The following is a 15,424-nucleotide window of genomic DNA, read 5'->3' on the forward strand; positions in this document are numbered from 1 at the left end:
TCTATGTTCATATAGAGGCCGCTCTTTCTATTTGCCTTAGACTCGTTATCTCACCCTATAACTCGGTATGAGGCTTTACCTTGTCAAAATCGGCCAATATGGCGTAGGCACAGGGGATAACAAACAAGACCAGCAGGGTCGATGCAAAGATACCAAACACAATCGACACCACCAGGGGCTGCACCACCTGAGCCTGCAGGCTGGTTTCCAGCAGCAGAGGTAACAAACCCGCCGCCGTGGTTAGCGAGGTTAAAAACACCGCCCTGAAACGCTCACGACTGGCACTCACCACCGCCTGATGCACACTATCCCCCTCATCCACATGGTGGCGAATATATTGCACCAGGAGGATAGAGTCGTTCACTACTATGCCCGCTAGGGAAATAAAGCCCATGATCGAGGGCATTGAGAGGTTATAGCCCAGTAGCAAATGGCCCCAGAGTACGCCGATCAAGGCCAAGGGGATCGCCAGCATCACCACGGCAGGTTCCAGATAGCTCCTAAACTGAAAACTTAAGATGGCGAACAGGCCAAACAAACCGATCAAGAAGCCCTTACCCATAGAGCTGCCGGTCTTAGCCGTCTCCTTGGCCGAGCCTTCGAAATCCACCCTCAGCTCTGGAAACTGAGTCTGTATCTGAGATAACCACTCGCGCTTGATCGCGGCAATGGTCTCGTTAGCATTGGCGCGCTGGTTGTCGACATCGGCCATCACGGTCACGTTACGCAGCCCGTTGATACGTTGAATACGCACGTAGGAGCGTTGATCTTGCAGCAAGGCAATGGACGATAACGGCAACTGACTACCGTCGTTAAGCATGATGGGGAAATTGGCCAGGGCATGCAGGTCCCCCGCCTGCTGCTTGTTGAGCCTGACCTCGATCTCGATATTCTCCGGCCCCACCTGCACCTCATCGGCGAGCTGACCATAGTAGGCGCTGCGCAGCTGCGATGCCACCAGCTGGCCATCGATACCGAAGCTCTCCACACCCGGGCGCAGGCTGACCTTGATCTCCTCCTTTCCGGGGCGCATGTCATCAAGAATGCCACTAATGCCATCAAACTGCCCAAGATAGCTCTGCAGTGAGACCGAGGCCTGTTTGAGCATATCCAGGTCATCGCCCTGCAAACGTATCTCGATATCCCTGCCAGCCGGTCCCATGGTGGGTTGCTTGAACACTAAGGACAGCGGCATGGCCAGCTCACCCGTCTCGATACGCCAATCGCGGATAAAATCCTCGATCAGCGTATTGCGCGTCTCGGCCGACAGCAGATCCAGCCTGACGGTCGCCACATGGGGGCCGCTCTCGCCAGCGTCGGCATTAAAGTTATATTGCGCCGTGATATCACGGATCAGTTCATGCTCATCTTCCACCTCATGGGTATACCTGTCGCCGACTCGCTTGGCGCTGGCAATTAAGGTTTCAACCACTTCTTGGGTCTGACTCAAGGCGCTGCCCGGCGGCAAGATGATGCGCGCCTCAGCGATATCGCCATCCAGATCGGGAAAGGGCACAAACTTAAGCGCACCGCCAACCACTAAGGCGATGGAGATCAACAGCAAGCCAAAGGTGGCACCAACACTGACATAACGCCAGCGCACCATAAAGCTCACCATGTCGACCAACCTATGGTTACGAAACGCCTCAAACCGGGCGAGGAATCTCGCCTTAAGCTCACCGATACGGTTTGGTGTCGTCTCGGGCTTAGCATGCGACAGGGAATGATTAAGGTGGTTGGGCAGAATCAGAAAGGCTTCAAACAGGCTGATGGTTAGCACCATGATCAGCACGGTCGGAATGGCGGACAATACAGCGCCCATCTGGCCATCCAGCCCCAGTAGTGCGCTGAAGATCAGCACTGTAGTCAGGAAGGAGGAAACCACACCAGGAGCGACTTTGCGCACGCCCTTAACCACTGCCTCGTGGGGCGCCATACCTCTGTCTATATGAGAGGCGATAGATTCGGCGATCACTATGGCGTCATCCATCATGATACCGATCGCCATCAAGAGCCCCACCAGACTCATAAGGTTGATCGATACCCCAAACAGGCTCATCAAATAGAGGCCGCCCATAAAGGCGACCGGCAGACCGGCCGACACCCAGAAGGAGTAGCGCAATGAAAAGAACAGCCACATGCTGAGAAAGACTAAGATGATCCCCTGCCAACCATTGGTTATCATCATCTGCAGCCTGTCTTGCAACACGGAGGAGAGATCATTGGTCAGTGTCAGTCGAATGCCATCCGGCGCGCGGGCCTGCTCCTGCTCAATAAACTCAGTCACCTTGGCCTTGATCCTCAGGGCGTCGTCGGCCTTGTTTTTCTGGATCTTAATCAGGGCGGCATTACTGCCATTGAACTTAATATGCTCCTCATCGAGCTCAAACCTGTCGCTGATGCTGGCAATATCACCCAGACGCACCACGCTGCCGTCGGGGTTAGAGGCGACGATGATCTTCGCCAGCGAGGCAGGTGTCACTTTACGCTCGTCGAATCTCAGCAGAATATTCTTATCTTTCAGCTCTATGTTACCCGCCGGCATCTTCACATTCTGCCGACCTACCTTATCGGCGATCTCGCCGGCGGTCAGGCCAAGCCTGCGCATATCCACCTCATTAAGCTCGATACGTAACTGATGATCGGAAAACCCGGCAATAGAGACCAAACTGACCCCAGCATCTATCTTAAGTCGACGCTTTAGATCTTCGGCGTAGCTCTTCAGGTGTGGCCAACTGGTATCGGCTACAACGGCAATATCCACCACAGGCTCGGCCCAATCCAGCTCCTTGACTATGGGCGATTCAATCTGACTGGGGAAATTCTTAATGGCATTAATCTGGGTTTGCACATCCACCAACATGCGCCCCAGATCGGCCTGAGACTCTAGCTTTAACCGCATCGAGGCGATCCCCTCCTGGGCATCACACTTCACCTCTTCGATATTGGCCAACCCATCGACGGCATCTTCCATGCTCAGGCAGATACTCTCCTCCACCTCCACCGGAGAAGCACCCGGATAAACCACGGAGGCGATCACATAGGGTGGTGAAAACTCGGGAAAGGTTTCACGCTTAATGCTGCTCATGTTGATCAATCCCAGCAGCAGGAAGGCCAGCATCAGCAAGTTGGCCAGAGTAGGATGCCTGGTGATGTAAGCTATCACAGCTTTGCCCCTCCCTCATTGGTCACAGGCTTAAGGGACATGCCGGCAATCGCCGGGATAAGGTCGTTGAGCACTAAGGTATCACCCGGGTTAAGCTCCCCCTCAATGGCCACCCATTGCTCGTGACGAAATAACACCTCGACCGGTTTAATCACCAGTTTCTGCTCAGCATCCATCAGATAGACCTGATTGCCGCGCAGCGCTCGCTCTGGGATCACCAAATGTTGCTTGGGCTTACCGCTGATCACCGCACTGACAAACATCCCCTTTGTCAGCGGTGGACGCAGCAGCAGGTCCATCTGATTAAAGTCCTGCTCAACCTCCAGATAGAGACCTATAGTGGCCTGATTTGGATTGACCGTTTCGGCGACCCGGGTAACTTTGGCTGGCCAACTAAAGCTATGATTACCCGCCTGAAAAGTGACTTCAGCCTGGAGATCAAATTCGTCGATGGAGGGCATGCTTCTAGGTTGTGATGCCTCGAACATGCTGCTGACCAGAGTACGCATATCCTGTAGCGACAGTTCCAGCTTGATTTCGGCCGTGCCTAGCCTATGCGCTACCAACATCACGGCGCCATTGGCCACCACCTGATCTTGCTCGATATTGATATCTGACACACGCGCATCGAAGGGTAGCACCACCTTAGTTTGATTCAGGCGACGCTCGGCGTCTTGCAAGGAAGCCCTATCGACACTGAGCTGAGCTTCACTCACCTTGCGATCATCGGGCAGCAGTTTTAGTGAGCTTTGCAGATCTTCCACCAACTTAGTCTGCGCCAACAGTGACTGTTTCTGGTTTTCCAGTTCAGAACTGGAGACTAAATTACGTTTCTTCAGGGTGAGCTTACGTTGATATTCCTGCTCAGCCAGCACCAGCTTTTGCTGCTCTATCTTGAGGCTGGTATTGAGGTTTTTCTCTTGTTGATCCAGGCGGGTCAGCTGCGCCTCGGTGGCATGTAGGCTTGCCTGAGCCTGAGCAACCTTGAGCTGATACTCAAGGGGGTCTATCTCTAGCACTAAGGTGCCCTGAGGTAACATGCGGCCGGTTTCTAACTGAGGATGACGATAAAGCACCTTGCCACCCACTTCGGCTACCGCCTGCCACACATGCTTGGGCTCAACCCGGCCAAAGCCGATCACTCTCGGAGAGATAGCCTGCTCGGTTAATGTCATCACCTCGACCGGCCTGGCCTTGTCATAACCCGCAACCAATGAAGGGGAAGGCTTAAGCAACGCCGCCAAGATCAACACCAGGGCGCCAATCCCTACACCGACCAACAAAAAACGTTTCTTGTTATTCATCACTTGTATCCTTTTCACCCATCAGACCGCGTTGCAGCAAATTGGCATTTTGCTCTGCAAGCTGCTGTAAAAATACTGGCGTGATCTCAATACCGATTCTTTGCAGGAAATTTTCCGGCACCAGAAACGGGAACACCATCATGGCGAAGAAGCTCAGCTGAGCACAGTGTGGGTCCACATCATCCTTCAGCAAGCCCTTCTCTTTTAATCGTTGAAATATCGCCATATTCTCGAAGTTAACTACCTCGTTGAAGGCCTTGGTCACTTCGGCATTTTCCGGCAGGCTCTGATCGAGTCCGGCGATGCGCAGAATCATTCTGGGAAAATGCGGGTGCTTGCTCATGACGCTGTAGTAAGTCTGCAACAATGCCGCCGGACTTTCCTGACGCACCTCTTTTCTCGCCTTGTGCAATTGGGCCAGCACGGGCATCGCCGTCTCATGGAGCATGGTCGAGAACAGACGCTCCTTCGAGCCGAAGTAGTAGCGGATAAGGCCAGGATCTGTACCCGCCTGGTTAGCGATCTCTCGAATAGACACCTGAGCATAGGGACGTTCGATAAACAGATTTCTCGCCGCCAGAATCAGCTTATCGCGATTTTGTGTGTCTCCGCTGGGACGGCCGACACGACTTTTTACTTCTGCCATAAAAATTCCTCAATAGAAGAATTAATACTAGAAGAACTCCATTTGAATTGGCAGGGAAATAATTCCCCTAAAGGCAGGATTATGTAGAATTTTGCTGGCGAAGTTCACATCTCTTCGCCAGCAGATTGACCACTAGACAGGATCTTGATGGATCAAGACTTCCACATGATCGAACAGGCTTCTTACCCGCGCCTCGGCGGCATCGGCAATGGCATGGGCTTCCACCAGCGGCAGGTTACCATCCAGTTCCAGATGACATTGAACGAAGGTAGTCTTGCCCGATGTACGGGTACGCAAGTCGTGGAAGCCATTAATGCGGGGATCTTTCTCTATCGCCTGTACTATCTTGAGCTTAGTATCGGCATCCAGCTCACGGTCCAGCAAGGACTGCGCCGAGCGGTAGCCCAGTTCCATCGCCTGTTGCCCGATAAACAGGGCAATCAACAGGGCAAACAGGCCATCGGCCCACCACCAGCCAAATTGCGACAACACCAGAGCCAGCAAGACGGCGCCATTTAAAAACAGATCCGATTTATAGTGCAGGGCATCGGCCTCAACAATGGTGCTTGAGGTCTTAGCCAAGGCGCGGCGCTGCAATAGCACCAAAGCCAGGGTTAACACGATAGCGATCACAGATACCACCACACCGACCATGGCATGTTGTACCGGCGCCGGGTTAATCAGTCTATCACCACCATGAAGTAGCAGCAGGAACGCCGAGCCTAAGATAAAAGCCGATTGTGCCAAAGATGCTAAGGGTTCAGCCTTACCGTGGCCGTACCTATGATCTTTATCTGCTGGCACTATGGCATAACGAATCGCGATAAAGTTGACGATAGACGCCAGGGCATCGGCAAAAGAATCGGTTAGAGAGGCGAGCATACTGGCGGAACCTGAGTACATCCAGGCCGCCAGTTTGATCACTATCAGGATGAGCGCTGTGGCCACTGAGGCGCGGCTAGCCAGTTTCACCCAAAAATCGTATTGGGAAGTGTCGGTCATAGGGTCACATTACAGCTAATTGTTAGCAGGGGAAGAATATGACCCAAGTGTAACTCAGTTAGACCTTATGGGCGATTACCTTTACGTCCACCTCGATTGGCAAAATTCTCCTTAAATTTAGCCTGCTGCTCTGGGGTAAGCATTTGATAGATAGCGCGTTGCATCTTCATACGCTCAACGGCGGCCATGGCTTTTCGCTCACTGCGCTGAGCCATCATTACTTGAGCATCGGCTTCATTGAAGCTGTCTGAGGTGATCATATCCAGCATCTGCTGCTTATGTGCGGCGCGCACCTCATCCGATGGACGACTCGCCTGCATCGCCTCGCGATGAGACTGCATCAACTCCTTCATCTGACTGCGCTGAGCATCGGTAAGCTCCAGGCCACGAAACATCTTGTGCATATCGCCATGATAGCCTCGGTGTTCACCACGCATCTCATGACGGCAACCGCCATCATTATTTGGGCCCGCGGCGTAAACTGCCGGAGCCAATAGGGCCGCACTGGTCATTAACGCAAACAATCCTGATTTTAGGGTCATCTTATTCATAATCTGCCTCTTACGCTTTTGCGGGTAGTTAATTTGCTCTGTGAAGAGCTTCGACACTTACAGTTTACGCCCCCCTATGTAATCCAGGGTTTTCAATTGGTAAACCTCTGTAAAGTTTACGCATCCCCCCATAATCTACTGTTGATGATGACTTTACGTAGACTTACATTCTTAGACTGCAATTGACGTCTAAACGGGTATACTCAAGCTGTTATAGGTGTAGAGAGACGTACCATGAGCCAAATTCTGTTAATTGATGACGATCTGGGACTAGCTGAACTGCTAGCACAACTGCTTGAACTCGAAGGTTTTACCCTAACACTCGCCCATGATGGTGAGGCAGGGCTCAACTTAGCCTTATCACAGCAGTTCGATCTCATTCTCTTGGATGTCATGCTCCCCAAGCTCAACGGCTTTGAGGTGCTCAAGGCGCTGCGGGCCAAGAAACAGACACCTGTGCTCATGTTGACCGCTCGCGGCGATGAAATTGACAGAGTGGTCGGGCTCGAAATTGGCGCGGACGATTATCTGCCTAAACCTTTTAACGACCGCGAATTAGTGGCACGCATCAAGGCAATCATACGTCGCACCAGCCAACAGGTAGACGAGCAGCAACCAGGCATCATAGAGTTTGCCGACATCAAGTTAGACCCCAGCCGTCAGGAGGTGGTCTGCCAGGATCAGCTACTTATCCTCACAGGCACAGAATTTGGCCTGCTATATCATATGATTCAACACAGTGGCGAAGTGCTCAGTAAGGACAACCTCAGCGAGAATGTATTAGGTAAGAAGCTGATGCCCTTCGATCGCAGCTTAGACATGCACCTGTCTAACTTACGTAAAAAGCTCCCCGAGCGCGCCGATGGACGCCCCAGAGTTAAGACCCTCAGAGGCAAGGGCTATATCTGGCTAACCTGATGAAAATTAGTAGTCTTCCTAACCGCATCTTTATCAAGCTGCTACTGAGCTTCTGGCTCTGTAGTAGCCTGATCATCGCCATCGTTGGCCTGCTGCCACTGCTGCAGCAGAACCATGATCAGGCCCCTATCCCACCAGATCTGCAGGAACTGTTAGAACGTGTCGTAAAGCGGTTAGAGGACAAGCCTGAGCTCCTGACCAAGAAGCGCGACAGACACTGGCACAGACTCAGAGAGATGGATAATAAGCCGGTGCGCTTCTATGTGGCCGATGAGCAGGGACAGCTAATCAACAACCAGCGAGCCTCTCACGGCATACGTCGTTTCATGTTGATGGCCGATGAGGCCGGACGCCCCATCAGTCACCAATTTAAGAGTGAGCTGCTGTTTGGTCCCAAAGTCTTCACCCTGCAAGGCAAGCGCTACAGCCTCTATGGCCGCCTGGCGGAGATGCACCCCAGACCCTGGTTTTTCTTCTTTGCCGAGAACATCGCACTGACACTAACCTTAGCCATCTTACTCTCAGGCCTGCTCTGTGGTCTGCTGGCATGGCACCTGGGTAAGCCCCTGCGCTCACTCAAACAGAGCGCCGAGGCGGTAGCAAGTGGCGATCTCAGTCACAGGGCAGACCCTAGTACCACGGCGCGTAACGATGAGATAGGCCAGCTGGCGCAATCCTTTAATGCCATGGCAGACTCCATCGAGTCTATGGTCAACAGCCAGCAGCGATTAATTAGCGATATGTCCCATGAGCTCAGAACACCACTGACCAGGCTACAGCTCGCACTGGCGCTGACGCGTAAAAAGGGACAAGACTCGAAAGAGATTGAGCGCATCGGCTATGAGGCCGAACAGTTAGAGGCGATGATCGCCGAATTACTGGAACTGTCGCGGGTGAAACTGGATGTGCATGAAAATAAACACATGTTGTCACTGGCGGAAACCCTGGGACAAGTGCTGGACGACGCTGAGTTTGAGGCTGAGCAGCAACAGAAATCTCTGGTGATCGACATTGACGATAGCCTGATGTTGAAACTTAACCCTCGCCCCTTGGCCAGAGCGGTAGAAAACCTGCTGCGTAACGCCATTCGCTATGCGGAGCGAGAGATCAGCATCCGCGCCTTTGCCGAGCCAAGCAAGGTAATCCTGGAGATCCTCGATGATGGCCCGGGTATTGAGGACCCTGCCGATCTACAATCCATTTTCGAGCCCTTCTATCGACCACAATCCGCTCGTGAGCGCGAATCGGGTGGCTGGGGACTCGGGCTGGCAATCGCCAAGGCCGCGATACAGGCTCACCAAGGACAGATCATCGCCACCAATCATCAACCTAACGGGTTAAAGGTGACCATCACGCTGCCGCGTTAGTGTACAGCTCTCTTTGCTGTAACCAGAGTGAAAAGGTTTGCTTGCTGGGAATACGTCTATCCGAATGTCCCATGAGCTGGGCCATCGCATAGCTAAATTGATAATAGGTCTGCACGTCATCACACCGCTTAACGCCATCATCGCTGTTAATCATGGTGCCGCGAATATAGTTTTTAAGTAGCTCATAACGATCAAAGCCGGGACACTCGCCAACGGCTGAGATCATGCTTTTATTCCATTGGCAGTACTGCTCAAACACCTCATTAAACCCGTCACGATACACCTCAGAGGCTTGCAGCAACAACTCTTGATTGGGCATCATGCGCTCTATCACAAAGCGCTTTTGAGCTAGCACATCATACAGACGCTGACAGTGATGAAACAGATAACATTCCAAGGGATCGGTATAGTACTCCTGCTCACGCTCGGCCACCTTGAGCCAACCTTGGTATTGGGCACAAGCGACCGCCACCACCAGATCGGCCTCTGTGGTGAAATGATTATAGATGGTTCCCTTAGATATCTGGCTGGCGCCAACAAGGTGAGAACGGCACAGTTCAAAGCTCTGATGCCCTCTAAGGCAGCGCTGCGCTACCTCCACAAGATAATCTGTTCTCTGTTCCCAACTACTCATATCGACCCCATCACACTTTGACAAACAAAATGATTGCAACTTCACAATCAAACCATAACAGTCTTATGTACCAGAGAATATTGAGTAATACTGATACCACTATGAACAAACTCAATAGCACATGTTAAAAATCGAATTACTGGAGAGTTTTATAGCTGTAGCCGAAGCGGGCAACCTGTCGAAAGCCGCCGATAAGATCTGTCGCACTCAATCGACCCTTAGCCTGCAAATTAAGAAGCTCGAAGAGAGCGTGGGCCAATCTTTGCTACTCAGAGACAACAAAGGCGTCACGCTCACCGAGTCGGGGGAAACCCTGTTGAACTACGCCTATAAAATGATGCAGCTTAATTCACAGGCGCTGGACGATCTTAAAGAGTGCCAGAACCGCGAGATCATCCGTTTGGGTGTACCCACAGATTACATCAAGCGCTATCTGGGGAGCTGTCTGCTCGAGTTTATTCGCGAATTTACCTGTATCGAGCTGGTAATAGATACAGATGTCAGTGGCAACCTGTATAAGCGGCTACAACAAGGAGAGTTTGACCTGGTCGTCGCCACCCACTGGCAGCCGCCGGTCAACGGCGAACTCCTGTTCGAGCGCAAATTTCACTGGGTAGCGGCCAAGGGTGGCAATGCCCATAAACGCGAGACCATACCCATGGCGCTCTACCCGGAAAACTGCCCGATACGCGCCCAGGTATTTGCCAACCATCAGCTATCTATGCGTCCTATCAATGTGCTGCTCTCCACGCCATCGCCTCAGGCGCTCTGTATGGCGGTCGAAAACGACTTGGCGATTGCCCCCATTGCCGAATTCAGGATCAACGACAAAATGCAGATTTTAGATCCGCTAGAGCATAAATTGCCTGTGCTGCCGACATTTAATGAAGCCTTATACCTTAATCCCGATACGCAAACCGATGCGACCTTGCAGCTGATCACTTTAATCAAGGCAAATGTGCACAATCTGGCTGAAATTGCCGACGACTAACACCATCCTTGAGCAATTAAAGAAAAGCCAACCCTGAGGTTGGCTTTTGTCGATTCACGTTAATGAGGCGGTATCAAGTTAGAAGTAATAACCAAAGTTAATATTGATACGCTTATCCCAACTGTCCCCGACCTCAGGCAAGCCCACATGGCCATTGTCGCGAGTCGAAGCATACATATTCTTACCGACAATAAAGTCGACCATGGTATAGGTCGCACCTGCCGCAATGGCGCAACCCGTAACATTTTGATAGCTGGTGTCATAACTATCATCGGCCACATCAGGGGTCACCATGCCAAAATCATTATAAAACTTCAGGCTGCCCCAGTCGGTCGCCAGGGACTTAGCAATATTGACGCTATATGCCTGGGCCTTTGCGGCGATCTCATACTGCCAGTTATAGGCTGCAACGGCGATCTTATTGCTATCTACTGCATCAGCCGCGTCATATTCATATTGCATCGCCTGCAGTTGCAAATTCCAACCTTTGTAACTGCTATCCAGATGAATCGCGACGGCATAACGGTCGCCATTGTTACCTGTCTTACCGTTATAGATCTGACCATACTCGACCGAGCCACCAATCAGCGTTTTACCGCCTTCATAGCTCACCTCATAGGTTTGACGCAGATTTAATTGGTTGGTCTCTTCGTTATTGTATTCGGTACCATTGACGACACCTGAATAGAGGTCGGTAGAATAGCGATCGGCGCGCCCAGCACCATATTCGGCATTCTTATAGAAAGCCATCTCAGTACCCCAGGCACCATGCTTATAAACCCCTTTGATGCCCAGATCATAATCATCTTCGAAGCCTAAGTAGTAGGGCACGCCAAACCAAAAACTGTTAGAGATAAAGCCAGGATTCCCAAAGGGAACCTGGTTAACGCCAAATTGCAGCTGCCAATCTGAATTAAAATCGTAGAAGCCATAACCAAAACGCAGTGCCTGCCAACCATCATAGAAACGATACTCACTGGCTAGGCCCCAGTCGCCAAGCTTGCCGTTGAATTTGATCGCCGCCATATCAAAGGCAAAGTCGCCACCTTTATCCTTCGAGCTTTCGCTGTAATCTTTATAGGCGTAGTTGACCCTCACAGTCCCGGAAACATCGATACCATCTTCCTGTGCCTGTACCATGCCCGTCATCATCGCCAGCGGCATTAATGCCGCAAGGAGAGACCAATTAAACTTCTTCATCATTTCACCCTTTATTGTTAATTGCCGTGCAACAAAGGCGCACGGCGAACCTTAAATTGGCCATATGCTTGGCCTTATTTTTACGCTGCTGTTACCACTTCACATGTGTCAGATCGCACTGAATCACTTCATCTTTATTCGCCGGTGTGCCTGGATTTTTCGCCGACTCACACAACAAGGTGGTGCCATAGTCATTACGCTTATCGTGGGCGTTACTTCTGGCCCAAACGGAGACGATGGCGCGCTCTTCAGGCTTGGCTTCGCAGCTACCGTCCACATCGAAGGCATGTATGGTGTTCTGATGGAAATAAAGCAGGGGATCTTGCTGATAGCTGCCGGCTAACCACTGGGTATGGCCGTTGTGCTGGGCGGCGTCGAATTGCACCCGGCGCATCTTGTCATCTTCTTTAACTGTGGTCAGCAGAGGAGAGTCGGCACGTACAGCAAAGCTCTTAAACTGATTGGCACACGCGGGTACGCGCATGTTGTAGTAGATCTCAGAGATAGCATGGTTATGGTAGGGATAAAGGGTATCGACAGACTGCACCGTCATCCCCACTTCGGCCCCCACCTTCTCGCCATTGATCTCATCGATGCGTAGCAATCCCCAGTGACCGAAGATCTCGGCATAGGCATAGCCACCGCGAATGTTGTTAAAGTTCTTATCGTTACGCTTACTCTCTTCGGCGTACATAGGGAACCAGCCCGCTGCCGCCCACAGGTTTGGCAGGGCATTGGCGCTGATATCATAGGGGAAGGCTGACGGCATCTTCACTTCATCACCGGTAACCATCTTGGCGAAGTGCTTAGTAAAGGTTTTACCCAAATTTTGTACTTCTTTATTGGTTACCTTGGTCTTGAAGAACTCATCGAAGGTGGTGCGCTTAAAGTGCTGCGCCACGGGTGAGTTCTTGGTGAGCTCGCCACCCGGGTTATAGATCCAGTTAACCTCTTCACGAGCACCGAAGCACTGTTTAGCCTTGTCTGGGTTATTGATCACCTGGTAGATGTTTTTCACCATCAGCTTCATATCACGGCGATCCATGATGCACATCTTCTGGCCACCTTGAGTCGAATCGAACAGGGCTTCGTCTGAGTTAAGACAGTGACTGTTCTCACCATTGGTTAAGGCCACGGCATAGGCTTTAAGGTAGGTCAGGGTCTCGTCCCACAGCATATCGACATACTTCTGATCCGCCGAGCCGTACTTGACTGGCTCACCCAGACACTTGAACTCAGCCTGATCGATTTCCTGCTGATCCAGAAAGTCGGGGAGGTTTGCCGCCATGGCACCATTTGCCGATAGCAACGACAAAGCAATAATTGTCTTTTTCATTCATCTCATCCTTAATTTACACATTATTTTTTCACCACTTGCGGAGCGAAATCATAGGCTTGGAATCCATTCCAAAAATGTAACCAGCACATATTTGCAACAAATTAAACGACAAAATGACAACCCAGCTCACAAACTGGATAACACATTGTTTATAAAGAAAATAGACAGATTTCAACTGCAATAAAAAAGCCCCTAAGTCATGTCAACCAAGGGGCATATAAAGCGAAACTGTTAACAGTAAATTGTCTTTGCAGGGATAATAAAACGGTCAATGTCGCTAAAAGTTTTTTTCACAAGCCAAGGGGAATGTGCCACAACTTGTGACCCCAAGTGGGGGGAGACGCTAAGATGAGAGAAGACCCATGATAGCCATGGGTCTCTCTTAGCAGAAGTTACTCTTTATGCTTGTCAAACTTAAAGGTATGACAGTTACTGCATAAAGGTTGCTTCGGCTTATGTTCGCCATGACACTCCTGACAAGGCAGGTCTTTACCATAGTGAAGGTTGTTATGTGGATTCTGCCACTTGTCTTCTTCGCTACGGGCCGTTTGCTCGGCTAAGTCATCGACATCGTGACACTGCAGACAAGCCTGATCCGATGGGAATTGCTTGATGCCATTGTCATGACACACCTTACAATCTTTGCCGATCACCTCTTTGTGCCAAGGGCGTTGATCGATCGCTTGAGCAGACAAACTCACTAAGCCACCTAAGACCAGCGCGAGTACAATATTTACCTTTTTCATTATTGATTCCTCTTAATAACCGGTCGTTAAGCTTTCATGATGCTGCGAGCAGCCGTCATGCCCATTACCATACACTCAGGAATTGAGCAGCTACCCAGGCGACTGACGCCGTGGATACCACCACACACTTCGCCTGCGGCGTAGAGTCCTGGAATCGGCTTACCGGTGAAGCTGTCTTTCACCTCGGCCTTGGTATTCACCTGCACACCACCTTGGCAGTAGTGCACTTTTGGCCATAGGCGAACCACAGTAAATGGCGCTTCGATATACTTATCTTTGGCCTTAGTCATGTTCTTACCGAACTGCTTATCTTCACCGCTCTTCACATAGCTGTTGTACTCTTCGATTTGCGCTTTAAGCGGCTTCAAAGGTACCTCAAAGTGTTTAGCCAACTCTTCGATAGTGTCGAACTTCCAACCCACGTTGTACTTGATCACCTTCTTGGTGTTTGGATGCTTCTTAGAATCCTTGTAGCTAGTGATCAAAATCGGTGGTAACGGATTGCCCTGCTCGTCACGACAAGCCAACTCGGCATCGGCACGGGTCTTACGGTCGGCAATCTCATTCATAAAACGCTTACCCGTCAGACGGTTGATCGCCATTGAATGCGGGAAGTTGTAGATTGAGTAGTTAGACACGTAGCCGAAGCCACCTTCGTCAGGCGATGCCCAAGGGCCGGATTGAATATGGGCCAAGTGAACCGGAATCGCGCCCAGACGGAACATCTCATACATGCCTTCACCGGTGGCACCTGGTGCATTGGTACAACCCACTTCTGAGGTTAGGGTTGGATCCTGAGCCATACGCAGATCGACGTTTTGTGCAAAACCGCCGGTCGCCATGATCACGCCGCGCTTAGCACGGATATTAACCACCTTGCCTGGCTGGTCTTCGCCAAAGTGATAGTTCTGACGCATTTTAACGCCAACCACTTCACCCTTGGCCCCCACTAGGAAGCCTTCGAACTTAGAACGATTGTGAGTATGAACCCCAAGCTTCTTACACTCTTTATAGAGCGGCTGAGTAATACCAGCGCCACAGCTCACCGTGGTTTGGTAAGTACGAGCTACTGAGTGACCACCCAGTTGCTGTAGATAAGGATGGAATTCGGCGCCCGCATCTATGGTCATCTGCAGGGCTTCAACGGCGTGCGAAGCCACATGACGCAGCAGCGCCTCGTCGGCGATACCACGGCCAGACTTAAGCTGATCCGCTACCATACGATCGACCGAGTCTTCTACACCCTCTTTCTTCTGCATTGGCGTACCCGGCGCCGCAAACAGACCACCATTAATGGCAGAGTTACCACCGAAGTAAGACATCTTCTCAAAGATATGAACATCTTTTGCGCCTTTGCGCGTGGCTTCAATCGCGGCCGCTAAACCGGCGAAGCCAGAGCCAATAATCAATACTTCTACTTCTTTGTCCCATTTCACACCGTCAGCTTTCTCGGAAACTGCCATTGCAGGCGAGGCTATTGCGACACCCGCAGCGGCACCCATACCTTTAATGAAATTACGGCGTCCTAGCAGATCTACCTTGCTCATCTGTTATCACCCT

At 51.2% G+C, this 15,424-nt stretch carries 13 protein-coding genes; 3 read left to right on the forward strand and 10 right to left on the reverse strand.

Features of this window, described 5'->3' with window-relative positions:
• Nucleotides 1–55: 55 nt before the first annotated feature.
• From CFF01_RS17625 to CFF01_RS17645, 5 genes are all read right to left on the reverse strand, one after another.
• Nucleotides 56–3,166 carry an efflux RND transporter permease subunit gene (locus CFF01_RS17625; protein ID WP_088905649.1) on the reverse strand — a complete coding sequence of 1,037 codons (3,111 nt, stop codon included), beginning with the start codon at nucleotides 3,164–3,166 and terminating at the stop codon, nucleotides 56–58.
• On the reverse strand, nucleotides 3,163–4,470 hold the full coding sequence (locus CFF01_RS17630; RefSeq protein WP_088905650.1) for an efflux RND transporter periplasmic adaptor subunit: 1,308 nt from the start codon (nucleotides 4,468–4,470) through the stop codon (nucleotides 3,163–3,165). The genes CFF01_RS17625 and CFF01_RS17630 overlap by 4 nt, the downstream gene beginning before the upstream one ends.
• Nucleotides 4,463–5,116 (reverse strand): TetR/AcrR family transcriptional regulator, encoded by a 654-nt coding sequence (locus tag CFF01_RS17635; protein ID WP_088905651.1) that lies wholly within the window; start codon nucleotides 5,114–5,116, stop codon nucleotides 4,463–4,465. Before CFF01_RS17635 ends, CFF01_RS17630 begins: the two co-directional genes overlap by 8 nt.
• 132 nt (nucleotides 5,117–5,248) lie before the next feature.
• A complete protein-coding gene (fieF, locus tag CFF01_RS17640; RefSeq protein ID WP_033540740.1) occupies nucleotides 5,249–6,118 on the reverse strand; it encodes a cation efflux pump FieF in 870 nt (289 codons plus the stop codon).
• Between the two features lie 65 nt (nucleotides 6,119–6,183).
• Nucleotides 6,184–6,669 (reverse strand): Spy/CpxP family protein refolding chaperone, encoded by a 486-nt coding sequence (locus CFF01_RS17645; protein ID WP_232479473.1) that lies wholly within the window; start codon nucleotides 6,667–6,669, stop codon nucleotides 6,184–6,186.
• A 234-nt stretch (nucleotides 6,670–6,903) separates the two neighbouring features.
• On the opposite strand from CFF01_RS17645, the gene CFF01_RS17650 reads away from it, so the two are divergent.
• Nucleotides 6,904–7,587 carry a response regulator gene (locus CFF01_RS17650; RefSeq protein WP_033540742.1) on the forward strand — a complete coding sequence of 228 codons (684 nt, stop codon included), beginning with the start codon at nucleotides 6,904–6,906 and terminating at the stop codon, nucleotides 7,585–7,587.
• Nucleotides 7,587–8,954, forward strand: a complete 1,368-nt coding sequence (locus tag CFF01_RS17655) for an ATP-binding protein (protein ID WP_088905652.1) — start codon at nucleotides 7,587–7,589, stop codon at nucleotides 8,952–8,954. Before CFF01_RS17650 ends, CFF01_RS17655 begins: the two co-directional genes overlap by 1 nt.
• Here CFF01_RS17655 and CFF01_RS17660 read toward each other — a convergent pair.
• On the reverse strand, nucleotides 8,938–9,588 hold the full coding sequence (locus CFF01_RS17660; RefSeq protein WP_088905653.1) for a TetR/AcrR family transcriptional regulator: 651 nt from the start codon (nucleotides 9,586–9,588) through the stop codon (nucleotides 8,938–8,940). The two genes, CFF01_RS17655 and CFF01_RS17660, sit on opposite strands and share 17 nt — an antisense overlap.
• A gap of 121 nt (nucleotides 9,589–9,709) precedes the next feature.
• Here CFF01_RS17660 and CFF01_RS17665 point away from each other — a divergent pair, with 121 nt between their 5' ends.
• Nucleotides 9,710–10,579, forward strand: a complete 870-nt coding sequence (locus CFF01_RS17665) for a LysR family transcriptional regulator (protein WP_033540745.1) — start codon at nucleotides 9,710–9,712, stop codon at nucleotides 10,577–10,579.
• 78 nt (nucleotides 10,580–10,657) lie between these two features.
• Here CFF01_RS17665 and CFF01_RS17670 read toward each other — a convergent pair whose 3' ends face one another.
• The 4 genes from CFF01_RS17670 to CFF01_RS17685 all read right to left on the reverse strand — a co-directional run bounded on the left by CFF01_RS17670 (nucleotide 10,658) and on the right by CFF01_RS17685 (nucleotide 15,411).
• Nucleotides 10,658–11,782 carry a hypothetical protein gene (locus CFF01_RS17670; RefSeq protein ID WP_198387093.1) on the reverse strand — a complete coding sequence of 375 codons (1,125 nt, stop codon included), beginning with the start codon at nucleotides 11,780–11,782 and terminating at the stop codon, nucleotides 10,658–10,660.
• Nucleotides 11,783–11,870: 88 nt separating this feature from the next.
• Complete coding sequence (locus CFF01_RS17675; RefSeq protein ID WP_088905655.1) at nucleotides 11,871–13,115, reverse strand: cupin domain-containing protein; 1,245 nt, start codon at nucleotides 13,113–13,115, stop codon at nucleotides 11,871–11,873.
• Nucleotides 13,116–13,510: 395 nt separating this feature from the next.
• The gene (locus tag CFF01_RS17680) at nucleotides 13,511–13,864 is read right to left on the reverse strand and encodes a cytochrome c3 family protein (RefSeq protein ID WP_033540853.1); all 354 of its coding nucleotides are present in this window, start codon (nucleotides 13,862–13,864) and stop codon (nucleotides 13,511–13,513) included.
• A gap of 26 nt (nucleotides 13,865–13,890) precedes the next feature.
• Nucleotides 13,891–15,411 carry a flavocytochrome c gene (locus CFF01_RS17685; protein WP_033540854.1) on the reverse strand — a complete coding sequence of 507 codons (1,521 nt, stop codon included), beginning with the start codon at nucleotides 15,409–15,411 and terminating at the stop codon, nucleotides 13,891–13,893.
• Between the last annotated feature and the right edge of the window lie 13 nt (nucleotides 15,412–15,424).

It is taken from the genome of Shewanella marisflavi (assembly GCF_002215585.1).
Taxonomy (GTDB): Bacteria; Pseudomonadota; Gammaproteobacteria; order Enterobacterales; family Shewanellaceae; genus Shewanella; species Shewanella marisflavi.